The sequence below is a fragment of the Novosphingobium acidiphilum DSM 19966 genome, from assembly GCF_000429005.1.
GTDB classification, from domain to species: Bacteria; Pseudomonadota; Alphaproteobacteria; order Sphingomonadales; family Sphingomonadaceae; genus Novosphingobium; species Novosphingobium acidiphilum.
In genome coordinates, this window is record NZ_AUBA01000005.1 from 25,803 (window position 1) to 49,460 (window position 23,658).

Annotated in this window: 23 protein-coding genes and 1 tRNA gene; 7 read left to right on the forward strand and 17 right to left on the reverse strand. The window is 63.8% G+C overall.

Annotated features, from left to right (window positions below; genetic code table 11):
* Positions 1-23 precede the first annotated feature (23 nt).
* The gene (locus G404_RS0105580) at positions 24-794 is read right to left on the reverse strand and encodes a hypothetical protein (protein ID WP_028640205.1); all 771 of its coding nucleotides are present in this window, start codon (positions 792-794) and stop codon (positions 24-26) included.
* The gene (locus G404_RS0105585; protein ID WP_156906213.1) at positions 794-1,228 is read right to left on the reverse strand and encodes a hypothetical protein; all 435 of its coding nucleotides are present in this window, start codon (positions 1,226-1,228) and stop codon (positions 794-796) included. The genes G404_RS0105580 and G404_RS0105585 overlap by 1 nt, the downstream gene beginning before the upstream one ends.
* A 122-nt stretch (positions 1,229-1,350) precedes the next feature.
* Here G404_RS0105585 and G404_RS19775 point away from each other — a divergent pair, with 122 nt between their 5' ends.
* On the forward strand, positions 1,351-1,767 hold the full coding sequence (locus tag G404_RS19775) for a VOC family protein (RefSeq protein WP_051280252.1): 417 nt from the start codon (positions 1,351-1,353) through the stop codon (positions 1,765-1,767).
* A 75-nt stretch (positions 1,768-1,842) separates the two neighbouring features.
* On the opposite strand, the gene G404_RS0105595 is transcribed toward G404_RS19775, so the two are convergent.
* The 9 genes from G404_RS0105595 to G404_RS0105635 are packed head-to-tail and all read right to left on the reverse strand — an operon-like array spanning position 1,843 to position 10,061.
* Positions 1,843-2,064, reverse strand: a complete 222-nt coding sequence (locus tag G404_RS0105595) for a hypothetical protein (RefSeq protein ID WP_028640207.1) — start codon at positions 2,062-2,064, stop codon at positions 1,843-1,845.
* Entirely contained in the window at positions 2,061-2,828 is a 768-nt protein-coding gene (locus G404_RS0105600) for an MBL fold metallo-hydrolase (RefSeq protein ID WP_028640208.1), read from the reverse strand. The genes G404_RS0105595 and G404_RS0105600 overlap by 4 nt, the downstream gene beginning before the upstream one ends.
* Positions 2,825-3,601, reverse strand: a complete 777-nt coding sequence (locus G404_RS0105605; RefSeq protein ID WP_028640209.1) for a TatD family hydrolase — start codon at positions 3,599-3,601, stop codon at positions 2,825-2,827. Before G404_RS0105605 ends, G404_RS0105600 begins: the two co-directional genes overlap by 4 nt.
* Positions 3,601-5,178 carry a methionine--tRNA ligase gene (metG, locus tag G404_RS0105610; protein WP_028640210.1) on the reverse strand — a complete coding sequence of 526 codons (1,578 nt, stop codon included), beginning with the start codon at positions 5,176-5,178 and terminating at the stop codon, positions 3,601-3,603. The genes G404_RS0105605 and metG overlap by 1 nt, the downstream gene beginning before the upstream one ends.
* 37 nt (positions 5,179-5,215) lie before the next feature.
* A complete protein-coding gene (locus G404_RS0105615; protein ID WP_028640211.1) occupies positions 5,216-6,169 on the reverse strand; it encodes a DNA polymerase III subunit delta' in 954 nt (317 codons plus the stop codon).
* Positions 6,163-6,786, reverse strand: coding sequence for a dTMP kinase (tmk, locus tag G404_RS0105620; RefSeq protein WP_028640212.1), 624 nt, complete (start codon positions 6,784-6,786; stop codon positions 6,163-6,165). The genes G404_RS0105615 and tmk overlap by 7 nt, the downstream gene beginning before the upstream one ends.
* Complete coding sequence (locus G404_RS0105625; RefSeq protein WP_028640213.1) at positions 6,783-7,967, reverse strand: D-alanyl-D-alanine carboxypeptidase family protein; 1,185 nt, start codon at positions 7,965-7,967, stop codon at positions 6,783-6,785. The genes tmk and G404_RS0105625 overlap by 4 nt, the downstream gene beginning before the upstream one ends.
* A 38-nt stretch (positions 7,968-8,005) precedes the next feature.
* Positions 8,006-9,022, reverse strand: a complete 1,017-nt coding sequence (locus tag G404_RS0105630) for an SPOR domain-containing protein (protein ID WP_028640214.1) — start codon at positions 9,020-9,022, stop codon at positions 8,006-8,008.
* Positions 9,006-10,061 carry a lytic murein transglycosylase gene (locus G404_RS0105635; RefSeq protein ID WP_084601074.1) on the reverse strand — a complete coding sequence of 352 codons (1,056 nt, stop codon included), beginning with the start codon at positions 10,059-10,061 and terminating at the stop codon, positions 9,006-9,008. The genes G404_RS0105630 and G404_RS0105635 overlap by 17 nt, the downstream gene beginning before the upstream one ends.
* Positions 10,062-10,223: 162 nt before the next feature.
* On the opposite strand from G404_RS0105635, the gene G404_RS0105640 reads away from it, so the two are divergent.
* Both G404_RS0105640 and G404_RS0105645 read left to right on the forward strand, forming a co-directional pair.
* Positions 10,224-10,313, forward strand: a tRNA-Ser gene (locus G404_RS0105640).
* Between the two features lie 169 nt (positions 10,314-10,482).
* Entirely contained in the window at positions 10,483-10,692 is a 210-nt protein-coding gene (locus G404_RS0105645) for a hypothetical protein (protein WP_028640216.1), read from the forward strand.
* A 24-nt stretch (positions 10,693-10,716) separates the two neighbouring features.
* Here the strand turns inward: G404_RS0105645 and G404_RS0105650 are convergent, their stop codons facing one another.
* Positions 10,717-11,823, reverse strand: coding sequence for a mandelate racemase/muconate lactonizing enzyme family protein (locus tag G404_RS0105650; RefSeq protein WP_036520572.1), 1,107 nt, complete (start codon positions 11,821-11,823; stop codon positions 10,717-10,719).
* A complete protein-coding gene (locus G404_RS0105655; protein WP_028640218.1) occupies positions 11,823-13,445 on the reverse strand; it encodes a GMC family oxidoreductase in 1,623 nt (540 codons plus the stop codon). Before G404_RS0105655 ends, G404_RS0105650 begins: the two co-directional genes overlap by 1 nt.
* Before the next feature lie 107 nt (positions 13,446-13,552).
* Between G404_RS0105655 and G404_RS0105660 the strand changes: the two genes are divergently transcribed.
* The 4 genes from G404_RS0105660 to G404_RS0105675 all read left to right on the forward strand — a co-directional run bounded on the left by G404_RS0105660 (position 13,553) and on the right by G404_RS0105675 (position 17,929).
* Positions 13,553-14,446 carry a LysR family transcriptional regulator gene (locus tag G404_RS0105660; protein ID WP_028640219.1) on the forward strand — a complete coding sequence of 298 codons (894 nt, stop codon included), beginning with the start codon at positions 13,553-13,555 and terminating at the stop codon, positions 14,444-14,446.
* Between the two features lie 117 nt (positions 14,447-14,563).
* Positions 14,564-16,765: a putative bifunctional diguanylate cyclase/phosphodiesterase gene (locus G404_RS18245; protein ID WP_051280253.1), complete on the forward strand. Its 2,202-nt coding sequence runs from the start codon at positions 14,564-14,566 to the stop codon at positions 16,763-16,765.
* 266 nt (positions 16,766-17,031) lie between these two features.
* The gene (locus G404_RS18250) at positions 17,032-17,523 is read left to right on the forward strand and encodes a hypothetical protein (protein ID WP_156906214.1); all 492 of its coding nucleotides are present in this window, start codon (positions 17,032-17,034) and stop codon (positions 17,521-17,523) included.
* Positions 17,510-17,929, forward strand: coding sequence for a Spy/CpxP family protein refolding chaperone (locus G404_RS0105675; protein WP_028640220.1), 420 nt, complete (start codon positions 17,510-17,512; stop codon positions 17,927-17,929). Before G404_RS18250 ends, G404_RS0105675 begins: the two co-directional genes overlap by 14 nt.
* Positions 17,930-18,003: 74 nt before the next feature.
* Here G404_RS0105675 and lpdA read toward each other — a convergent pair whose 3' ends face one another.
* The 4 genes from lpdA to G404_RS0105695 form a co-directional block, all read right to left on the reverse strand.
* Positions 18,004-19,416, reverse strand: a complete 1,413-nt coding sequence (lpdA, locus tag G404_RS0105680; protein ID WP_028640221.1) for a dihydrolipoyl dehydrogenase — start codon at positions 19,414-19,416, stop codon at positions 18,004-18,006.
* A gap of 1 nt (position 19,417) precedes the next feature.
* Positions 19,418-19,834, reverse strand: coding sequence for an acyl-CoA thioesterase (locus G404_RS0105685; protein ID WP_051280257.1), 417 nt, complete (start codon positions 19,832-19,834; stop codon positions 19,418-19,420).
* Positions 19,835-19,848: 14 nt separating this feature from the next.
* The gene (locus G404_RS0105690; protein ID WP_028640223.1) at positions 19,849-21,111 is read right to left on the reverse strand and encodes a pyruvate dehydrogenase complex dihydrolipoamide acetyltransferase; all 1,263 of its coding nucleotides are present in this window, start codon (positions 21,109-21,111) and stop codon (positions 19,849-19,851) included.
* A 213-nt stretch (positions 21,112-21,324) separates the two neighbouring features.
* Positions 21,325-23,607, reverse strand: coding sequence for a ribonuclease R family protein (locus G404_RS0105695; RefSeq protein WP_245584408.1), 2,283 nt, complete (start codon positions 23,605-23,607; stop codon positions 21,325-21,327).
* Positions 23,608-23,658: the final 51 nt, after the last annotated feature.

Genomic DNA, 23,658 nt, shown 5'->3' on the forward strand with positions numbered 1-23,658 from the left:
CGCGCCGCGGGCGTTTTGTCGATTCAGGGAAGACGATGACCGGACGCCACATCGATGACTGTATCGCGATCGTAATCGAGCACGCCGGGGATCGGCGGCAGGCGATCGATCAGGGCGCCGAAATAGTTGGGCATCTTGCCCGTCGCGTGAAACCGTGCGGGGGTAATCGTCACGCCCTGCAACCGATCGCCCGGCGGCACGATGCCCGGCCCTGGCGGGATCAGCGCAAAGGGGCGGTTGCCCGCCGGATTGGGCGGCAGGGGCGTGCCATCCCAATCGTCGTTCAGCCGGATGCGGCCGATATCCACCACCTGGCCCGCGCGCGCATCGAATTGCACGGTGCCAAGGCAGAAACAGGTTTCGGCGTCACCCGGCCCGCTCAGCCACATATGGCCATAGATCACGTAAGACCCGGGCCGCACCGCGATCAGATAGAGATATTGCCCATCCTGTTTGTCAAACACCGGGCCCATGGTGGTGTTGATGAAATTGTACAATTCAAGCGGCGGCAGCTGGAATTCCGCCTCGGTCAGGTCCGGGTTTTTGGATTGGGCACGCACCAGTTCAAACGCGCGGTTTGCCTCTTGCTTGGCGCGTTCGGCCTGGGTTGGAATGCGCAGGAACCGCATCTCGCTTTTCTGGGCAAGGCGGAACAGCACATAGGACAGCGTTGGATTGATCTGGACCGGCCCGCTGCCGCCGATCTGTTCGGCCTGGGCGATCTCTTGCGCCCGGGCCGTGCCTGCGGCCGATACGATGGCGGCAAGCACCGCAACGCTTTGCATCCAGCGCATTATTTCAGCTCCGGCTGCGCGGGCAAGGGGCCGGATGCGGCGCGGGCCTGCTGAATGACCATTCGCGTGCGCTCGGCCTCGGTCGGTTCCGGTTTCACCGCGTCGGAATTGAAGCTCTGCCAGATCGCCCGTGGCAGGCCATAGCGTCGATACCCCTTGTAGCCCATGCACACGCGGAGATTGGCCTTGCGCGTCATAAGCTGGCGCGATCCGCTGAACATGCCGAAATCGGTCGCCCGCGCAAAATTATCGCATTCCATGATGTCGGCCAGTGCCTGCGCAAACGACGTCTCGGTGCGATGAAAATAGAAATACTTGTCAAAATCCTGCGCGGCCGCGGCGTCGGGCGTAAATGTCAGGGAAGGGGGATCATAGGGATCGGCAGCCTGCCCCAGCGCCGGTTGCGCCAGAACGGGTATTGCGGCCAGCGCCACAATCAGACAGCATCTTGCCATATCATCCCCTGTCCCCGAATATATGCCCGCGACAACGTCGAACAACCGACACGGGAAAACAAGCGCAAATCACGCGCCCGACCAGAACGGAGCGATGCAGAATGATTCGCACGGCCATCAGCACGCTTGTCATGTGCGCCATGCCGGTCCTTGCCCATGGCGCATCCGTGCCAGCCCCGATCGTGTTCTTCGATATTGCCGGGCCAGACGCCGCCAGACAGGCGGCATTCTACCGCGCGGTGTTCGGATGGCAGATCAGGCCTGGCGGCACGGTTTCGGTGCCTGTCAGCGGTGGCAGTCTGGCAGGGGCGCTGCGGCAGGATCCGGCGGACAAGATTGTTTATCTCGGGGTCGACGATATCGACGCAACTTTGGCGCAGGTCGAGGCGCACGGCGGCAAGATCGTGCATCGCGGGTTTGCCGTCAAAGGCGTCGCGGTGCTTGGCCTGTTCACCGATCCAGCAGGCAACAGCATGGGGCTGGTCGAGATGAAGGACGGCAAGCCGGTCATTCCCTGACCATCCGGACCTCGGTTCGATAATAATGATTATGTTAAATGAAGCACGGACCGGTGCGATCCAAGCGTGCCCCCTTCACAAGCCACCGGGCTTGTAATGCTGGAACGCCAACGCGGCCGCGGCGATGATCACCGCCCATGCAACTGCCATCCACAGCAGTGCCGGCCACGCCGATCGCGGAACGCGCGACACGCGCCCCGCCATCGCTGCGATCACCAATGTCAGCGCCATGGCGATGCCCACCATGCGCACCCAGTCATCGGTGGTGAAATCGCCGAACGCGTGAAACACGGTCATACCACGCGCTCCAGCCCGTCATAGCCAGGCTCGATGTGACCAGGCAGCTCTTCACACAACGCGTGATAATCCATCGATTTATCAAGATGGGTCAGGATCGCACGCCCCGCGCGGGTGCGCTCGGCAAATTCGATCGCCATTGCCAGATGCGCATGTGTCGGATGCGGATTGCGCCGCAAGGCATCGACCACCAGCACATCGACACGGTCGAACAGCGCCACCATGTCCTCGGTAATTTCGCTGAAGTCTGTTGCGTAACCGATTGATTTTCCTCCCTGATCAAACCGATATGCGGTCGACATCGCCGGGCCGTGGGGCATTTCGCAATGGCTGATGCCGATCCCTGCAACGATCCGCACCCGATCCAGATTGTCGATGTTGCAGATCGTGGGATAGCCGTGCTGTCCGGCAAAGACATAGCCAAAGCGCATGCGCAGGCGCCGCACGGTTTCATCCGAGCCATAGGCGGCGATCGGCGCCGCACGGCCCATGCGCAAGGCGCGCAAATCGTCGATGCCGTGTGTGTGATCGGCATGGTCGTGCGTCCACAGCACCGCGTCGATCCGGCCGATGTCGGTGGCCAGCAATTGTGTGCGCAGATCGGGCGGTGTGTCGACCAGCAACCGCGCCCCGTCATCGCCTTCAACCACGATCGCCACGCGGGTGCGGCGGTTGCGTGGTTCGGCGGGATCGCATTCGCCCCAGTCGTTGCCGATGCGTGGCACCCCGGTCGATGTGCCCGATCCAAGCATGATCAGTTTCACAGTGCAGCCTTTGCAAACAGCGTGCGAAAATTGGCGCCGGTTGTCTCGGCCAGCGCCTCGACGGTGACACCGCGCAATCCGGCAACGCAGGCAAGCGTATCGGACACAAAGGCCGGTTCGCACACCTTACCGCGATGCGGTACCGGCGCCAGAAACGGCGCATCGGTTTCGACCAGCAGCCGATCTTCGGGTATTTGCGCAGCAAACACCGCCAAGTCTTTGGCAGATTTGAACGTAACGATGCCCGACAACGAAATTGTCAGGCCCAGATCAAGCACCGCCTGGCCGAAATTGGCCGAGGCGGTGAAACAGTGGATCAACGCGGGAAAGGCCCCCTTCCCCATTTCGTCGGTCAGGATTGCCAGCGTATCATCCTCGGCATCGCGGGTGTGGATGACCAGCGGCAGGCCGGTATCGCGCGCCACGCCGATATGCGTGCGAAACAACGCCTGTTGCACCTGTCGGTCCGAATGATCGTAATAATAATCGAGCCCGGTTTCACCGATCGCGACCACGCGCGGATCACGCGTCGCCTCGGCCAGAACGGCCGCACCCAGGTCGGCATGGTCGTCGGCCTCGTGCGGATGGATGCCGACACTCGCCCAGACATCGGTGTGACGATGCGCAGTGGCGATCACCGCGTCCCATTCGCTTTGACGGGTGGAGATGTTGACAAATCCACGCACGCCGCGCGCCCGTGCGCGGTTCAGGATTGCATCCTGATCCTCGACCAACCCCTTGTAATTGAGGTGACAATGCGAATCGATCAGCATCAGGCCACAGCATCCTGCAGATCGAGTTCGATCCGCGGAAAGGCGCCAACTGGTGCGCATAGGCGTTCGCCGGTGGCCACGCGGGCCCAATACCAGTCCGCCCGGGCCAGATCGGCAATGCCACGCTGGTCAACCGGAATACCAAGTTGATCCAGGATCTTGTGCGCGGTTCCAGGCACCACCGGCAGGATCGCGATGGTCAGATCGCGGATCGCCATGAACAGCGTACAAAGCACCGCGCGCATCCGGTCGGGATCGGTCTTGCGCAAGGCCCAGGGGGCCTGTTCGTCAACATAGGCGTTGCAGGCAAACACAGCGCGCATCCACGCCTCGATCCCGGCCGAGAAGTTCAGCGCGGCAAATTCGCGCGGCAATTCGTCGCGTGTCGCTTCTGCCACCAGTGCCAGCAGCGTGTCGTCTGCCTCGGTGCTGGCAAATGACGCGATCTCGCCGCCGCAGTTCTTGAAAATCATCGACAGCGTGCGCTGCACCAGGTTGCCAAAGCTGTTGGACAGTTCGGCGTTGCACCGCAACGCAATCGCCTCGGTCGAATAGGACCCGTCCTGCCCGAACGCGATTTCGCGCATCAGGAAATAGCGCAGCGGATCCACCCCGAAACGCGCCGCCAGATCAAGCGGATCGGTCACGTTGCCCAGCGACTTTGATTCCTTTTGCCCGCGATTGAGCAGGAACCCGTGGCCAAACACCGATTTGGGCAGCGGCAGCCCCGCGCTCATCAGGAACGCCGGCCAATAGACGGTGTGGAACCGCACAATGTCCTTGCCGATCAGATGAAGATCGGCCGGCCAGAAGCGTTTGAATTCCTCTGTTTCGTCGGGCCATCCCAATCCGGTCAGGTAATTGGTCAGCGCGTCGACCCAGACATACATCACGTGCGCCGGAACATCGCCCTCGTTGGCCGGCACGCGCACCCCCCAGTCAAAACTGGTGCGCGAAACCGACAGATCGCGCAGCCCGCCTTCGACAAACCGCATGATCTCGTTGCGCCGGCTTTCGGGCCGGATGAAATCGGGATTGTCGCGGTACAGCGCCAGCAGTCGTTCGCCATACTTCGACAGACGGAAAAACCAGCTTTCCTCAACGGTCCATTCAACCGGGGTGCCCTGCGGTGACAGCCTGGCTCCGCCCTCGCCCGCGATCAGTTCGCTTTCATCGTAATAGGCCTCGTCACGCACCGAGTACCAGCCTTCGTAGCGATCGAGATAGAGATCGCCGCTGGCCTGCATCCGCCGCCACAATTCCCGGGTGGCGGCATGGTGGCGCGGCTCGGACGTGCGGATGAATACGTCATGTTCAATATTCAGTCCCGCGCACATATCCTTGAAATGTTGCGCCATTTCATCGGCAAGCTGCTGCGGGGTCACGCCCAGCTCGCGCGCCTTTTGCGCCATTTTCAGACCGTGTTCGTCGGTGCCCGTCTGCAGCCGCGCATCACGCCCGACCGAACGCATGAACCGCACGATCGTGTCGGCGGCAATGGCTTCGTAGGCATGGCCGATATGCGGGCGGCCATTGGGATAGGATATCGCGGTGGTAACGTAATACGGTTCGCCCATCGGGACGGTCACTTCCTGTTTGGCGCCGATCGTGTGATCAACTCGCCCGTGCCCTAATACGCGCCACGCCTGCCAGCAAGGTACCGATTTCGAGCATAAGCAGCCCGGGATCATAGTTGTAGGTGGGCGCCTCGCGCGCCAGCACGACCAGCGCGGCATGTGCGTCGGCCAGTGCGGCGGAATCGTGGCTGCCGCCCATCGCATCCACCAGCACCATGCGCGCCGCGGTCAGCGCTGCCATCTGGCGATCGCGATCGGGTCGTTGGCCAATGATTGCCGACAGGCCTGCGCGCAATGTCATGTCGGCATCGCCCCGTGCGACGATCTGCCGCATGATCTGCCACGCCTTGCCCAGATCCTGTTCGGCAAAGGCCAGCGCCGCGCCGGGCGAACCCGAACCCACCGCAATCGCCGCCTCGCGCGTCAGCGGATCAAGCGCCGGCGCCTGCGCATCGAGGGCGCGGCCCAGATCGGCAGCCTCGAGCGTCTGAAACCGCAGCACCTGGCACCGCGAGCGAAGTGTCGGCAACAGGCGCCCGGGCTGGTGCACCACCAGCAGGAAAAATGTGCCCTGCGGGGGTTCTTCCAGGCTTTTCAGCAGGGCATTGGCCGATCCCTTTTCAAGCAGATCGGCGGCATCGATGATCACCGCGCGCCGCGAGCCCAGCGTCGGTCGGGTCACCAGCCGGCGCTGCATCGCGCGCACCTGGTCGACGCTGATATTGCGCTTGGTGGCATAGGGGCGTCCGTCGTCGCGCTTTTTCACCTCGTCTTCATTGGCGGGCAGCGGGGTCAGCCACAGGATGTCGGGGTGTTGTTCGGCGGCGGGCTGCGGCACGCCGGTCTCTGCGACCAGTTCGATGGCCGCAGCGCGGGCAAAGGCCGCTTTGCCCAGGCCTTCGCGTCCTACCAGCATCCAGGCGTGGTGCATGCGCCGACCGGCGCGCGCGGCATGCCATTCGCGCCAGACCGGCTCGTGACCGATCAACATGCGTCGATCGCTGCGATCACGCGCGCGTGCACCCGTTCGGGCGTGCCGGCTGCGTCGACCAGCGCAAAGCGATCGGGTTCGGCATCGGCATATCCGCGAAATGCGGCGGCGACGCGCGCGTGATAGGCTGCATCGCGCCCGCCGATCCGATCGCTATGCCCGCGATCGCGCGCGGCCAGGCGCTGGGTCACCAGTGCCGGATCAAGCTGCAACACCACCGTGCGGTCGGGCAGCAGGCCCTGGCTGCCGATGCGGTGAAGCGTCATCAGATCGGCATCGTCAAGCCCGCTGCCCCCGCCCTGATAGGCGCGGGTGGAATCGATATAGCGGTCGGTCAGCACCCAATCGCCACGATCGAGCGCCGGGCGGATCAGCCGCGCCACGTGATCGGCGCGCGCGGCGGCAAACAGCAACGCTTCTGCCCGCGGCCCCCAGCCTTCGCCCGTGGTGTCGAGCAGCATCGCGCGAATCGCCTCGGCACCCGCGGTGCCGCCCGGCTCGCGCGTGGTAACAACGCCGTGGCCGCGTGCGCGCAAGGCATCGGACAACAGGCGCAATTGCGTGGATTTGCCCACGCCTTCGCCGCCTTCGAGCGCGATGAACCGGCCGCGTGTCATGGTTTGAACAGGGCGGCAAAGCCGTTGCGCAGCCGGTCGAGCATCCCGCCCCTGGCAATATCGGCGCCCGCCACCAGTGGCAGCCGGGCAATCGGCTGTCCGGGCGCGCGCACGATCAGGCTGGCCACCTCTTCGCCTTTGGCAATGGGCGCGGTCAGCGGGGTTTTGTAACGCACTGCCAGCGTGTATTGCGCCGCCGCACCATGCGCCACAGTCAGGCCATAGGCCCGCGGGGTCACCAGTTCGACGCTGCGCGCGGCACCGCCCTGCACCGGTGCAACAGCGACTTTTGCGCCGGCGGCCAGGATCGGATGTTCATCCCACGCGGCAAAGCCCCATTCGGCCAATTGCCGTGACTGCTCGGTGCGCTCGATCGGGCGCGGATAACCGCCCAGCACAAACAGGACGCGCCGGTCTGCGCGAAGCACCGACCCGACAAAGCCATAGCCCGCTTCGCCGGTAAAGCCGGTCTTCACGCCATCGGCGCCAGGCGTATGACCATAAAGCGGGTTGTGATTGGCCTGCGCGATGCCGTTGAATTCACCGCGTTCATGGCCATAAAACCGGTGATAAAGATCGGGATGCCGCGTGATCAGCGCCATCGACAGCGTGGCCAGGTCGGCCGCCGAGACATACGTCTGCCCCTGATCCATCCACCCGTTGGGCGTGTTGTAATGGGTGTCGCGCAGGCCAAGCCGTCTGGCCGCATCGTTCATCATCGCCGTAAAGCCCGGCACCGATCCGGCGATCCCCTGCGCCAGCACGATACATCCGTCGTTGGCCGAAACCGTCACGATCCCGTCGAGCAGTTCGGCAACGGTGGTGTGGCTGTTTTCCCCCAGGAACATCGTGCTGCCCACGCCGTGCCACTGCCGGAATGTGGGCGAATCCATCACGAACGTCTGATCCAGCTTCAGCTTGCCCTGACTGATCAGTTCAAACGCGACATAACTGGTCATGATCTTGGTCAGCGACGCGGGCACAAACCGGCGATGCGCATCGCGCGCAAACAGCACGCGCCCCGAATTGACGTCGACCATATAGGCGGTCGGTGCGGTGATTTCGGGCATCACCGACGGATTGACCGAAGCGGCAGGCCCGCCTCGCGCCGCGACGGGTGCAAAAGAGGCGGGCGCGATCAGCGCACACAGGGCGACGGCAGACAGGAACAGACGTTTCATTCGCGGGCGTAGCAATCTTCTGGCTGGGCTGCCCCCGATCAATCGTGGTGCAGGATTATTGCCCCCGCATAGCCCGACTGTTTCGCCTTCGCCAGTGCGGCCCTTGCCTGATTGTCATCACCTGCCGGAATTCGCACCCGCCACAGCTTTCCCGCAGGTTCGACGTTGCCGCCAACCTGCTTTGCGGCCTTTTCCGCGCGTTCTTTCGATGCAAACGCAGCAACCTGCACCACCAGCGGCCTGGCGGCTGCATGCGCGGGCGGTGCGGCCGGTGCAGGCTTTGGCGGGGCCGGTTTCGCCGGGGCCGGATTGGGTGTGGCAGGCTTTGTTGTCCCAACCTTGGCTGGCGCAGGTTTGGCTGCTGCAGGTCTGGGAACAGCGGGCACAGGGGTTGGCGCCGGTGGCGGCGCGGGTGCGATGGTCCTGGCGGGCATCATCCGGGTGGTGACCTGTGGCGGTGTGCTTGACAGCGTGGCGGATGGCGGCTCGCCGGGGGTTGCAGGTGTTGCCACCACCAGCTTGCGGCGCAGTGCTGCGCGCAGGCCCGGCGGGGTTTCCATCCGGTCGGGGGCATGGCCACCACTGCGCAAAAGCGCGCGTTCGGGCTCGGGCGGATTGACGCGCCGCACGCGCACCGGCGCATCGGTGCCGGCAGGCAGGCCCAGCTGTGCCCAGGCCGCGGGCGACAGTTCGACCAGTTGTTTGCCGTTCATCGGCCCGCGCCGGTCAAGCCGGACCAGAATGGTGTGCCCGCTGTCGAGCGAAGTAACCTCGACATAACACGGCAGCGGCAGCGAATGGTGTGCGCCGCTGATGCCTGTGCCCTCGGTGCCGGCGTGGGCATAGCCGACTGCGTCGTAGTTCAGCGTGTCGGCAGGCGTATAGGTCACGCCGCCGACCGCATAGGCGTCACCCACTGTAATCGGATAGTCCGCCTCGGGCCCGGCCGATGGCGCGGCCGGCGCAGCGCGATGCGCGGCATGCGCGCCTGCGGGATACAGCGCCAGGGTGGCAAGCGCTGCCATGACAGACGCGCGGTTAGTGATGGATTTCATCGGCCAGCAATCCTACCGAAAGGGCGTAATAGTTCGAACAGTTGTAATCGAGGATAACTCGATAATTTCCGGTTAGCAGCCAGGCGGGGTGACCTGGCCCATCGGGTTCGAACAATGTCGCCTGCATGCGATCGTCGGGCCATGCTGCGTGCGCAGGCAAAATTCCGGCCGCGCGCCATTCGGCGATCGTGCGCCAGCGCGAATGGCGCATGAACACTTGCGGACAGCGCGGGCTGACCAGGCGATTGGCCATGGCGGTACGATCAAACCCTGCAGGGATGGTCACGCCGATCCCCCAGGGCTCGCCCCGCCGCCACCCCGCATCGCGGAAATAATTGGCGATCGAGGCCAGGGTATCGGCGCGGTTGGTCCAGATATCGGCCAGCCCGTCGCCATCGGCATCCTGCGCCACGCGCAAATAGACGCTTGGCAGAAACTGCGGATTGCCAAAGGCCCCGGCCCAACTGCCCTGCAATTTCGCGCGCGGCACCCCGCGATCGATCATTTTCAGCAGGGCGATGAATTCACCCGAAAACAGCGTGCGCCGCCGCCCTTCAAAGGCCAGCGATGCGATTGCGCGCGGCAGATCGTAATTGCCGGTAAAGCTGCCGAAATTGGTCTCGTGCCCCCAGATCGCCAGCACGATCGGCCCGGGCACGCCATAGCGCGCCTCGATCCCGGCAATCAGCGGACCCGACGCGGCATAGATCGCGCGTCCGCGGGCGATGCGGCCGGCATCGACGTGGGTGCGGCGATAGGGTTCGAATCGCGGCGCATAGGCAGGTGATACCCCGGGCTGTGCGCGATCGTGGTGCACCACGTCGGGATCATAGGTCAGCCCGTCGATCACCGCATGGATGGTCGCGTCGCTAACCCCTTCGGCGCGTGCGCGTTGCGCCAGCGTTTGCATGAACGCGGTAAAAGTGATGGGCGCAGCAGGCACGATGGTGCCCGCGGTGCTGGCATTCTGTGCCCGCGCGTCGGGCAATCCGGCACCCACGGCCAAGGCCAGCGCAAGGCATGTCATCAATCTGATCATGCCCAACCTTGTCGCACAGCGCTTGCCCGCTGTGAATCCCCCATCTGCGCCGGCCGACAATCCGGGACCGCATAAAAAACCCTTGCCATCGCTGTGCGCAACAGTATCGACGGCCACCTGCAAAAACAGCCCCCCTGCCGCAAAGGTGCGACGGGCTGCGATGGACAGGTGGCCGAGTGGTTTAAGGCAGCGGTCTTGAAAACCGCCGTGGGTGCAAGCTCACCGTGGGTTCGAATCCCACCCTGTCCGCCAAAATGATAGGGGCCGGCGCGTTAACGCAGGTCCCGAACCCACGCGACAACCGGCACAATCCCGCCTGATCGCAACAGATTGCGCGATTGTGCCAAGGTGCCCGGCGCCACTTGCTGACATTGATCGAGCATGGGACAATCGCACTTGCGTCAGATCAGGAGTGTTCGCGATGGGTGCGTTCGAAACGTGGGTGGATTCGGTTGCGCAGGGCGCCGCCACGATGAGCCAGCGCAACCTCAAATGGGTCGAAGCCAACGGTGGCATCGACACGCTGGTCGCGCTGGCCACCGAAAAGGGCGTGCATCTGGTCCGGCTGACCGATGACAAGGGCAATGATGTGCTTGCCGCCAGCCAAAAACCGTTTGTCACCCTTTGCTAGGCAGCGTTCGCGCTGCAGTCAGGTTCAGTCGCGTTCGGTAACCTGATAATGCGCCCGATCGAGCCAGTCGGGCGCAATTTCGACACCCCAGCCCGGCTCGTCCGTCACGTTGATGCAGCCATCCTCCACACGGAACGGATCGTTGCGGAACAGGCCGTATTGCCAGGGGTAATAGTCTTCGCGTTCGATCGAAAGTTCCAGGTATTTGCCCGCATTGGGGATCGCAGCCAGAAGATGCGCGGTGCACATCGTCACGAGTGACAGGTTGGCGCTGTGCGGGGTTACCGGAACCCCGGCGGCGCGCGCCAGTTCGACCACTTTGAGCGTGCGCCAGATCCCGCCCATGTACATGACGTCGGGCTGCACGATATCGACCGCGCGCATGTCGAGCATGCGTTTCCACACGTTCAGATCGCAATCCTGTTCGCCGCCGGTCACATCCAGATCGAGTGCTGCGGTCACTTGCGCGGTCTGTTCCAGTTCCCAATAGGGGCATGGTTCTTCGAAATGGGAAATGCCTTCCTGTTCAAGCAAACGGCCCACTTCGATCGCGCGCGCCGGGCTGAAACCGCTGTTGGCGTCGACCAGTTTGGCGACATCGCCCCCCAGTGCACGCGCCACCACCGGCACCACGGCCTCGGTACGGCCCGGCCATTCGTCGCTATCGCGCCCGCATTCGGCACCGACCCGCCATTTGAACGCATCAAACCCCAGTGTATCGCGCAAATGCTGCAACCGGCGCGCTTCGTCTTCGGGGGTGATGTCGCGCTTCATCGACGAGGCATAGGCGCGCAGCTTTTTGGGTCCTCCGCCCAGCAGCGTGGCCACCGGCACCCCTTCGCGGCGCCCGCGCCAGTCCCACATCGCGGTGTCGAGCCCGGCCAGCGCGCGGCAGCGGTATGAACCGGGATACTTGTGTTCGCGTTCCTCGACGATCCGCACCGCACCTGCGATATCGCAGGCGTCGTGGCCCAGCACCCAGGGGGCGACCTGGCGGTGAAAGATCTGCGCAGTGATGTCGGCGTTGTAGGTCGATGTCTGGCCCCAGCCGATACCGCCATCGGCCGTGGTCAGACGCACCATGGTCACATCGGGCGTGGCAAAGGTTTCAAGGCGGGCAATGGCCGTCATCACGATGCTCCGTAGAGGGATGTCAGAATGATCTCTGCCCCGCGCCACGCGGTCATCACGGTGGGCGCATGGGTGTTGGCAGAGGTGATATTGGGAAAGATCGAGGCATCGATCACGCGCAGGCCTGCCACGCCATGCACCCGCAATTGGGCATCGACCACCCCGCCCCGATCGACCGGCGCCATGCGGCAGGTGCCGCACAAATGGTGGACGGTGCCGCTGCGCGCGCGAAAATCATCAAGGATCGCTGCATCGTCGGCGCCTTCGGGGGTAAACCCATTGGGCGCAAGCGTGATGGCACGGACAGCGGGCGTGCGCGCCAGTCGTTCGATCACCCGCGCAGCCGCGATCACGTCGGCGTGGTCGCGCAGTGTCGTCAGGTAATTGGGCACGATCCTGGGCGGGGTTTGCGGATCGGATGCGCAGATTGCGACATGGCCTTGTGATGTCGGTCGGCAGGCGTTGAACCCGATGATGAACCCGGCCCAGGGGTCGGGCCGGGTCAGCTGTTTTTTGCCGGCGGTGCCGCGCGAATAGCTGATCGGATTGAAATAGAGCTGAATATCCGGGCGCGCGGCCTGCGGTGTGCTGCGCACCAGGCCCCCGATCTGGTTCATGCTCAGGCTGAGCGGCCCGGTACGGTTCAAAAGATAGCGGATACCCGCCGCCACTTGGCCCGCACGCGTGCCCAGTTGCTGGTTCAGCGTCGGCCGGTTGGCCTTGTAATGGTAATCCAGCCCCAGATGATCCTGCAGGTTTGCGCCCACCGCCGCGTTGGCAACGCGGACCGCAATCCCGGCATCGCGCAGCATGTCGGCCGGCCCGATGCCCGATCGCATCAGGATTGCCGGTGAACCGATTGCACCTGCGCACACGATCACTTCGCGCCGCGCGCGCGCCTCAAGCCATTGCCCGCCCCGCGCATAGCGCACGCCCGTGGCGCGGCCCTGTTCGATGATCACCCGATCGATCAGGGCACCGGTGCGCAACACCAGGTTTGCGCGTCGCAACGCAGGCCGCAGGAACGCATCCGCACTCGACCAGCGGCGCCCGCCGCGCGTGTTGATCACGTACGGTGCGACCCCTTCGCAAGGGTCGGCATTGAGATCATCGATAACCGCAAATCCTGCCTGCTGCGCGCCGGCCATAAAATGCCGGGTGATCGGGTGATGGTCGCCTGCGCGCGATTCAACCCACAGCGGACCCGATCCGCTGATCGCGCCGCTGTCGGCCTTGCGCCGTTCGAGCGCGGCAAACGCAGCCCAGGCCGATGCCGCGTTCCAGCCCGGATTGCCCGCTTGCCCCCAATCGTCATAATCGGCCGGCAGTCCGCGGCACCAGACCATGGCGTTGATCGAGCTTGAGCCGCCCAGCACTTTGCCGCGCGGGTAATAGGCCTGGCGCGCGCCGGTCTGCGGATCGGGTTCGGACCGGTATTTCCAGTTCACGCGCGGATCGTCAAACGTCTTGCCATAGCCGATCGGGGTTCTGATCCAGAAACGACGATCGGTTCCGCCGGCTTCGAGCAACAGCACGGTGCCGCCCTGCCCCGCGGTCAACCGCTCGGCCACGACACACCCCGCCGACCCCGCGCCCACCACAATGAAATCGAACGTGTCCAATGCGTCTGAACCTTTGTTCCGTCCCGATCCGAACGCTGCCAGCTTGGACACCGTGGTTCAAACAATATAAAAGACCCGTTAGGCCCATAATCTTTTTAGCGAAAGTCATGTCAGACCCCCTGCTCCACCTGCCATGGATCCGCACGTTCGATGCTTGCGCACGGCATCTGAGCTTTGCCCGCGCGGCGCAGGAGCTGGCGCTGACGCCGGCGGCGGTGGGGCAGCACATCCGGAACCTGGAAACCAGGCTGGGCTTTGCCCTGTTTGAACGGCTGCCCCGGGGCATCCGCCTGACCGGGATCGGCCGCACCTATGCCCCGATGGTTGCTGGGCTGCTGAACGATTTTTCGGCGGCCACGGTTGCGTTGTTCGGGATGCAAGGCGAAACGTCGGTCACGCTGCGCTGCGCGGCGAGTTTTGCCAGTTTGCGGCTGCCCGGCATCCTGCATGCCTTTTGCCAGGCCTATCCCGAAATCCGGGTGCAGGTGCACACGTCGATCTGGAACGACAATCCCGACAACGCCCGCGCCGAACTGGAAATCCGTTATGGCACTGGCCAATGGCCCGACTACGAGGTGAACGCGCTGTCGCAGGGCGTGTCGTATCCGTTGTACCCGCCAGGTACGGACTTCGGACCCGACCCCGGGACAACGCTGCTGGCCATGGCGCAGACTGCGCCGATCCACATCCTGGGCATGGAAAACCTGTGGCGCAAACTGACCGATCAGCTGGGTTGGCCTGGCACCACCATCCAGGCACGCTGCACCGTGGATACCTCGGCCACTGCGATCGAGCTGGTGGCGGCAGGTGCGGGCTGTGCGATCATCGATGCGCAATTATGCCGGCTGCACCTGGCGCGCGGATGGGTGGTGCGGCCGCATGACATCGTGCTCCACCACGACCAACGCCATTACATCCTGCTGCCGCGCAGCCGCATCGCGCCGCGCCCCGCCGTCATTATCTTGCGCGACTGGATCCGCACCGTGATGCAGCAGGGCTGACCGCAGCCGCCTGCCGAACCAGCGGGCAAAGCCGCGTCGTGGCGGCATTTTACCTATTTGAAAGATACCGCGTGTTAACGCACCGGCTGACAGATCTTTCATGAAGGCATACCCTGCGTGGCCAGCATCTATTCCCGTTTCAAGAACCAGAGTGCCACCGCACCGGCGCGCGCTGCGCCTGTGCAGTCACACGATCTGGTCGGCTTGGCCGCGGAAGACATGTGCAGCACGTTCGAAGCGTTGAACCTGGGCGGGTTCTGGTCGACCGATGCCGAGGGGCGCATCACCTACCTGACCAGGACATTGGCTGCACCACTGGCGCACAGCGATACGCCGACGGGCAAGGATTTCCTCAGCCTGTTCGTGGCGCCGCGCGCCGGCATCGACGGTCAGCGCACATTGCCCTTCGTCTTCGCGCGCAAGGGCCGCTTTGAAGCGGTGATCGCACGCAGCGAACACGGCGATGTCGAAACGCTGTGGTCGGTATCGGGCGAACCGATGGCTGACGCAATCGGCCAGTTCAGCGGTTTTCGGGGCCACATCGTCGATGTTACCCGCGATCGCCAGACCGCTGCAGAAGCCTCGCAACTGGCGACGACCGATGCCTTGACCGGGCTGTCCAATCGTCGCCGGATGACCAGCGTGCTGGAACGCACTTTCGCTGCGTTTGCGCCGCAACGCCGGCCTTGTACGGTGATGCTGATCGATCTCGACCGCTTCAAGCAGGTCAACGATACCCTGGGCCATGCCGTGGGCGATACGCTGCTCAAACAGGTGGCCCAGCGCCTGATCAAGGTGGTGGGTGACAAGCAGCGGATCTGCCGGCTGGGTGGCGACGAATTCCAGATCATGATGCCCGATGTCGAGGATCGCGGGCGGCTGGGGGATCTGGCGGGCCAGATCATCACCATGCTGTCGGAACCTTATTCGATCGAAGGCAATCGCTGCACGATCGGCGCGTCGGTGGGCATCGCAGTCAGCCCCTACGACGGCGAAACCGTCGACGACGTGGTGCGCAACGCCGATCTTGCGCTTTATGCCGCCAAACATTCCGGGCGCGGGCGTTTCCGGTTCTATTCGACCGAAATGCTCGAAACCGCCGAACAGCGCCGGCATCTCGAAGAAACGATGCACGATGCCCTGATCAATGGTGAATTCGAACTGCGCTATCAGCCGCTGGTCAACATCGCCAACCACAAGGTCGTCGGCACCGAGGCGCTGGTGCGGTGGAATCATCCCGAACGCGGGCTGATCTCGCCGGCGTTGTTCATCCCGATTGCCGAAGAATCGACCATGATCTGCCGCATCGGCGAATGGATCCTGCGCAAGGCATGCGAGGATGCGGTCAAATGGCCGTCTTCGATCCGGGTGGCGGTAAACGTTTCGCCGGTCCAGTTTGCCGACCCCTTGTTTCCCAATGTTGTGGCAATGGCGCTGTCGGCCACAGGGCTTGATCCCGACCGTCTGGAACTCGAGATCACCGAAAGCGTGTTCCTGCAGGAAGGCGAAACCACCGACGCCATGTTCAAAACGCTCAAGGGCCTGGGCGTGCGGCTGGTGCTGGACGATTTCGGAACCGGCTATTCCAGCCTGGCCTATCTGAAGAACGCGCCGTTCGACAAGATCAAGATCGACCAAAGCTTTGTCCGGGGTGCCACCAGCAATGCCAATCGCAATCGCGCGATCATTGCCGCGATCGTGACACTGGCGGCGGCGCTCGACATGGATACGATCGCCGAAGGGGTCGAAACCTTTGACCAACTGGACATGGTGCGCGATCTGAAGATCAGGCAGGTCCAGGGCTATATCTTCAGCAAACCGGTGCCGGTCGAAGACCTGTTCAAAGACGTGCCAGCCGACGAATGGGTGATCGAGCCCGAAGGCCCGGCCAAACAGCGTCACGAACGGCGCGCGATGTTCCGCGCGATCGGGGTGATCCACGAAGATCATTATTACCCGGTGACGCTGCGCAACCTGTCGGTATCGGGCGCGCTGATCGAAGGGCTGCTCGATGTGCCGCTGGACACCGTGTTCATGATGGATTTCGGCGAAGGCCAGTTCGAAATGGCAACGGTGGTGCGGTCACGCGATTCGAGCCAGGGCATAAGGTTCGGACGCGAACTGGTCAGCGACGGCAACGGCGGGCTGTGTACCCGGCATCGCTTCATGCAGCACCACCTGGTTGCCGCCGGTGTGCCCCGCAACACCGAGGAATTCCTGACCAAGCAGGCCGGCCTTCTGGCCAGTGGCAGGATCGGTATGCCGCGGTTTGCCATCGCCAACCGCAGCGCCAAGGGGCTGCGCACGCGTTCGGTGTGACACAGGCATTCCGTGGGCAACACCGCCCCGGCCCCGGCCGATGGGCGCATCGTGCGTTTGCCCACACGCGGCATGCCCCGAAGGGAACGCGCAAGGTTTGGGCAACCAGTCAGCCGCCGTTCAGCAAAATATGGTAATTTCGCATTCAGGAACGGTGTCTGCGTGTTGGTTTCGCCTTGCCTTTGCGATCGGTCTGGCGTCATCTGACGCGGGACCTCGGCAGCAGGGCGTCAGCGGGTCTGGCGCCGTCGGGAAAGGATTTTGCGATGAAACTTCTCTCCAGCTTGATCGCGGCAGCAGCGCTTGCTGTCGTTCCGGTTGCAGCCCACGCCGGCGGACATCCCGGTGGCGGCGGCGGCGGTGGCCACGCCGGTGGCATGCATAGCAGTGGCGGCGCCCGGGCCGGTGGCGGCTATCGCGGCGGCGGTTTCCATGGCGGATATTACGGCGGCTATCACGGCGGCGGCTATTATCACGGCTATCGTGGGCATTATGGCTATTACGGCCCCGCGTTCGGCCTCTATCTCGGCTATTGGTCGGATCCGTGGTTCTGGGGTTACCCCTATGGCTATTACGGCTATCCCTATTACCCCTATTACGGCGCGACCGTGGCGCCGGCACCTGCGCCGGGCGATGCCCCGCCGATGGCCAACCAGCCCGCACCGCAGGCGGCCGCACCGCAAGCGCAGGCCTGTGGCAACTGGCAATGGAACGAAACCGAAAAACGCTATCACTGGGTGACCAATGGCTGCAATTGAGGCGCGTCCGGGTTTCAAGCGGCTGGTTCTGACAGGCGTCGGTGTTGCAGGTCTGATGTTTGCAGCACATGCGCAGGCGCAGACCACCCAGCAGTCACCGGTCGAAGTTTTGCACCAGGCGCTGCAACTGACCTCTTCGCAGGAAGGGGCGTGGCAGGTGTACCGCAGCGCATCGGACATTCCCGAGCAGGCCCAGGCGCGCCGTCGCGCCGCTTCGGGCCTGTTCCGCACGCTTGATTCGCCGCATCGCATGGATCTGGTCGAGGCGGAAATGCAGCAGGAACTGATCGATCTGCAACGCCAGTCGCGTGCGCTGAAGGCGTTTTATGGGGTATTGACCCCGGCACAGCGCGCGATCTTTGACGCGCGCACCATGCCCCCGGCCGGCGATACGTCGCAATACTGAGCGCCGGGTGAAACAAAAAAGGGGCACTGCCGGCACACCCGGCAGCGCCCCTTTTTTTTCGCGCCAGACGGCCGTCAGATGTGCAGCGCCCGGCCATATGCGGCCAGCACCGATTCATGCATTGCCTCGCTGACCGTGGGATGCGGGAACACTGTGTGCATCAATTCGGTTTCGGTGGTTTCCAGCGTCTTGCCCACGACAAAACCCTGGATCATTTCGGTCACTTCGGCGCCGATCATGTGCGCGCCCAGCAGTTCGCCGGTCTTTGCATCGAACACGGTCTTAACAAAGCCCTCGGCCTCACCCAGCGCGATCGCCTTGCCATTGCCGATCAACGGGAACGTGCCCGCGCGCACGGTGTATCCGGCGTCTTTTGCCTTGGCCTCGGTCAGGCCGACGCTGGCGATCTGCGGGTGGCAATAGGTACAACCCGGGATATTGCTGCGGTCCATCGGGTGGGGATGGACGTCTTTGTTGCCAAGGTCGGCAGCGATTGCTTCGGCCACGATCACGCCCTCGTGGCTGGCCTTGTGCGCCAGCCATGGACCCGGCGTCACGTCGCCGATCGCCCACACGCCCGAGGCGCCGGTGCGGCCATAGCCGTCGATGGCGATGATGCCGCGGTCGGTGGTCACGCCCACCGTTTCCAGGCCGATGTTTTCGGTGTTGGCAACAATTCCCACCGCGACGATCACATGGCTGAACGTGTCTTCGACAGTCTTGCCGTCCTTGCCCTTGATGCGCGCCTTGACGCCGCCGGCCCCGACATCGATCGATTCGACGCCTGCGCCGGTCAGGATCGTCATGCCCTGTTTGGTCAGCGCTTTTTCCAGGAACGCCGACACATCGGCATCTTCGACCGGAACGACGCGATCCATCATCTCGACGACCGTAACTTTCGAACCCATGTCGTTGTAGAAACTGGCGAATTCGATGCCGATTGCACCCGAGCCGATCACCAGCAACCTGCTCGGCAATTCCCGGGGCGTCATCGCGTGGCGATAGGTCCACACGCGGTTGCCGTCGGCTTTGGCAAAAGGCAGATCGCGCGCACGTGCCCCGGTGGCGATGACAATGTTCTTTGCCGTCAGCACTTCGGTGCCCTTGTCGCCGGTCACTTCCAGCGTGCCGGGGCCCTTCAGCGTGCCGGTGCCCATGAACACGGTGATCTTGTTCTTCTTCATCAGGTGCGTCACGCCCTGGTTCAGCTGTTTGGCCACCCCGCGCGAACGCGCCACCACCGCGCCGATGTCGGCGCGCACGTTGTCGGCGGCCAGGCCGTAGTTTTTGGCATGCTGCATCTGGTGATACACTTCGGCCGAACGCAACAGCGCCTTGGTCGGGATGCAACCCCAGTTCAGGCAGATACCGCCCAGATTCTCGCGCTCGACAATGGCAACTTTCAGACCGAGCTGTGCGCCCCGGATCGCTGCCACATAGCCGCCGGGGCCAGAGCCCAGCACGATCATGTCAAAGGTGTCAGCCACATCAAACTCCCTGCGTGGATTGCGGCAGCGGGGGGACCGGCCGCGGACGGCGATCTTCATCGATCGCCACAAAGATAAAACGCGCCTCGGTCACCCGTTCGCGCTCGTAACCGGTGCGCGCACGACGCCAGGCTTCGATATCGATCACCATCGATGTGCGCCCGACCGAGGCCAGCACGGCATAGACCGAAACTTCGTCGCCGATATGCACCGGCTTTTCGAATGTCATGGCCTCCACCGCGATCGTCGCGGCGCGTCCCTGGCAATGACGCGCGGCAGTGATACCCGCAGCCATGTCCATCTGTGCCATCAGCCAGCCACCAAAAATGTCCCCGGCCGGATTGGCGTCGGCCGGCATCGCAGTGATGCGGATTGCCGGCTCACCAGCGGGACCATCAACCGCGATCGGGTCGTTCATGACCGCTGCGCCCGTCAGGCAACCAGCGCCAGCGGGTTTTCGACCAGCGCCTTGAACGCCTGCATCATTTCGGCGCCGTCGGCACCATCGATCGCGCGGTGGTCAAAGCTGCCCGTGGCCGACATCACGGTTGCCACAGCCAGCGCACCGTCCACCACATAGGGCCGTGCCTCGCCCGCGCCTACGGCCAGGATCATCGCCTGCGGCGGATTGATCACCGCGTCGAACTGCTTGATCCCGAACATGCCGAGATTGGACAGGCTGGCGGTTCCGCCCTGGTATTCATGTGGCTGCAGCTTGCCATCGCGCGCCTTGGCGGCCAGCGCCTTCATCTCGGTGGCGATCGCCGACACCGACTTGGCCCCGGCATCGACGATGATCGGGGTGATCAGGCCCGAGGGGGCCGCCACCGCCACCGAAATGTCGGCGCGTTTGAAGCTGCGCAATTCATCGCCGGCAAAGCTGACATTGCACTTGGGCACCTGCACCAGCGCCTTGGCCAGCGCCTTGATCAGCAGATCGTTGACCGACAGCTTTACGCCCGATGCCTCAAGCGCGGTGTTGAGCTGCGCGCGCAGCTTGAGCAGGGCATCAAGCCGCACGTCGACCGTCAGATAGATATGCGGAATGGTCTGTTTGGCTTCGGTCAGGCGGCGCGCGATCGTCTTGCGCACGTTGTTGAGCTTCGCCGCCGTATAAGGAATGCCAAAATCGGGCACTGGCGCGGGTGTTGCGGCGGCAACAGGCGCGGCCGCCGGTGCTGCGGCTGGCGCCGCAGCCGGTGCGGCTGTGCCTTCAAGATCGGCGCGCACGATACGGCCATTGGGGCCGCTGCCCTTGATCGTGGAAAGATCGATGCCCTTTTCCGCGGCAAGGCGCTTGGCCAGCGGGCTGGCGATCACGCGATTGCCGGCCACGACCGGTGCCGCAGCCGGAGCTGGAACCGGAGCCGGCGCGGCAACCGCAGAAGCCACAACCGGCGCCGGGTTGGCCGCAGCGGCAGGCGTCGGCGCGGCGGCGGGTGTTGCATCTTCATCTTCACCGGCAATCGTTGCGATCACCGCGCCGACCTTGACCCCTTCGGTGCCTTCGGGAATGTCGATCGATACGACCACACCTTCATCCACTGCCTCGAATTCCATCGTTGCCTTGTCGGTTTCGATTTCGGCAAGAATGTCGCCCGATTTCACCGTGTCGCCGGCCTTGACCAGCCATTTGGCAAGCGTGCCTTCTTCCATGGTCGGCGACAGCGCAGGCATCTTGATGGCAATCGGCATGGCGGAGTTCCGTTCTGGTGTAGACATTTGCCATTATGGCGTGTGGCGTGGCGAATAATCGCCATTATGGTTAAAAACAGACCTTTTCAGGTTATGCACCATTTCGCCACACCACAGCCCCCGGTCAAGAGGCTTGGTGCGCCTGCCGCATACGAATTATGGCATAGGCCGATATGGATATGCGAACGGCCAGCCGGAACTGGTCCGCGCCGCCTAGCGCTTTCGGCCCTGATGGCGAATGTTGCCCGGCCTGCCGCGCTTGCCCGCCAGATGCTGTCCCGGGCGTTTGCCCTCGAATGGCGCACGGCCGGCCAGGTGGCGGCCGCGCCGATCAATGCCGCCTGCCCCCGCTTCGATCTCGACAGGTTCGAATTTCAACGCCCCGGTCAGCGGATTGGCCTCGGCCAGACGCAGCTTCATCAGCATGCCGATGGCAAATTCGGTACCGGTCTCTTCGCCGATCAGGCGCTGGGTTTTCTCGTCATAGCCAAAGCGTTCCGCACCCAGCGTCGACACCGGAACCAGCCCATCGCCGCCCAGGCCGATGATCGTGGCAAACACCCCGAATTTCTGCACCCCGGTCAGACGCGTATCAAACACTTCGCCGACGCGTACCGACAGCCAGGCCGCAACATAGCGATCGATCGTATCGCGCTCTGCCTCCATCGCGCGTCGCTCGGTCTTGCTGATGGCATCGCAGATCCGCGCCAGATCAACACGATCACGATCGGCCAGGCCCGAGGTGGCCGGCACACGAGCCTCAACCGCTGGGCGCGGCTGTTCCAGGCCATAACCGTCCACCAGCGCCCGGTGGACCAGAAGATCCGAATAGCGCCGGATCGGCGACGTGAAATGGGCATAGTTGCCAAGACTGAGCCCGAAATGCCCGGCGTTGCGCGGACCGTAATAGGCCTGGGTCTGGCTGCGCAGAACCGCCTCCATCACCAGCATCTTTTCCGCTTCGTCGGTCACATCCTTCAACGTGCGGTTGAACAGCGATGGCGTAATCACCTGCCCCAACGACAGCTTGCGCCCGAATGTGGCAAGATAATCCTTCAGCGCGATCAGTTTTTCACGGCTCGGCGGTTCGTGAATGCGATAGACCACCGGGGCAACCTTGGCCTCCAGCGCCTTGGCCGCAGCGACGTTGGCCGCGATCATGAAATCCTCGACCACGCGATGCGCATCAAGCCGTTCGCGCACCGCAATTTCGGCAATCCGCCCGGCCTCGTCCAGACGCACGCGGCGTTCGGGCAGTTCCAGTTCCAGCGGATCGCGCGCTGCGCGCGCCTTGGCCAGCAGATCCCATGCGGCCCACAGGTTTTGCAGGTTTGCCCCCGCTGTGCCGCCATCGATACGCGCCTGCGCATCTTCATAAGCGATCACTTCGGCAATCTGCACGCGCGCGCGGCTGAAACGCCAGGCGGTGACCCGGCCCTGCGGATCGATCGTCAGATGGCACGCCATTGCCGCGCGCGGTGCATCGGCCTTCAACGAGCAGACATTGGCGCTCAACACCTCGGGCAGCATCGGCACGACGCGGTCGGGAAAATAGACCGAATTGCCGCGCTTGCGCGCTTCGCGATCGATCGCGCCGCCTGGCCGCACGTAAAAGCTGACATCGGCGATGGCGACCACCGCGCGAAAACCGCCTTCGCCATCGGGTTCGGCCCAGATCGCATCGTCGTGATCACGCGCATCACTCGGGTCGATTGCAACGATCGGCAGGTGCGTCAGGTCTTCGCGCGCGTCGTCGCTCAACGGCAGCGTCGCGGCGCGTTGCGCCTCGTCCAGCGCATCGCCGGCAAAGGCCACGGGAATACCGTGCTTGTGGATTGCAATCAGGCTGAATGCGCGCGGCGCCAGCGGATCACCCAGCACCGCCGTCACTTTGACGCCGGCATGCGGCGATCGGCTGGCGGGTTCGGCCATGACCAGTTGCCCCGCACCGGCGCCGCCCAGATCGGCGATCGGCACCGCATTGCGCACGCGCTTGTCTACCGGAGCGAGCCATCCCTTGCCCGCGCCGTCGAATTCGACCACGCCCAGCACCTGTTCACCTTGCGAGGGCAGTTTCTTGATCGGGAATGCGGTCCACCCGCCATCGGTTTCCTCGTTGCGCGCCAGCACGCGGTCGCCCACGCGCAAGGCAGCGCCATCCTTGGTTGCGTTGCGCCCGCCCTTGCCGCGCTGTTCGATCACGCGCAGGCGCGGCGGCGCGCTGCCATCATCAGGCTGCCAGTTGTCGGGAACTGCAACAGGTTCGCCATCCTCGATTTCGATCACGCGCAGCACCGACACGCGCGGCACCCCGCCCATGCGGTGAAACGCGGTGCGGTTGCCGTCGATCAGCCCTTCTTCGGCCATGTCTTTCAACAAGGCTTTCAACGCGATCTTTTCGGTGCCTTTCAGCCCGAACGCCTTGGCAATCTCGCGCTTGCCCGCAGGCTCGGCACTGGTGGCGATGAAATCAAGCACCTGTTGGCGCGACGGCATGCCCTGGGGCAATCTTTCGGGGGAATTTTTGCGGATCATTGCCTGCGCAAT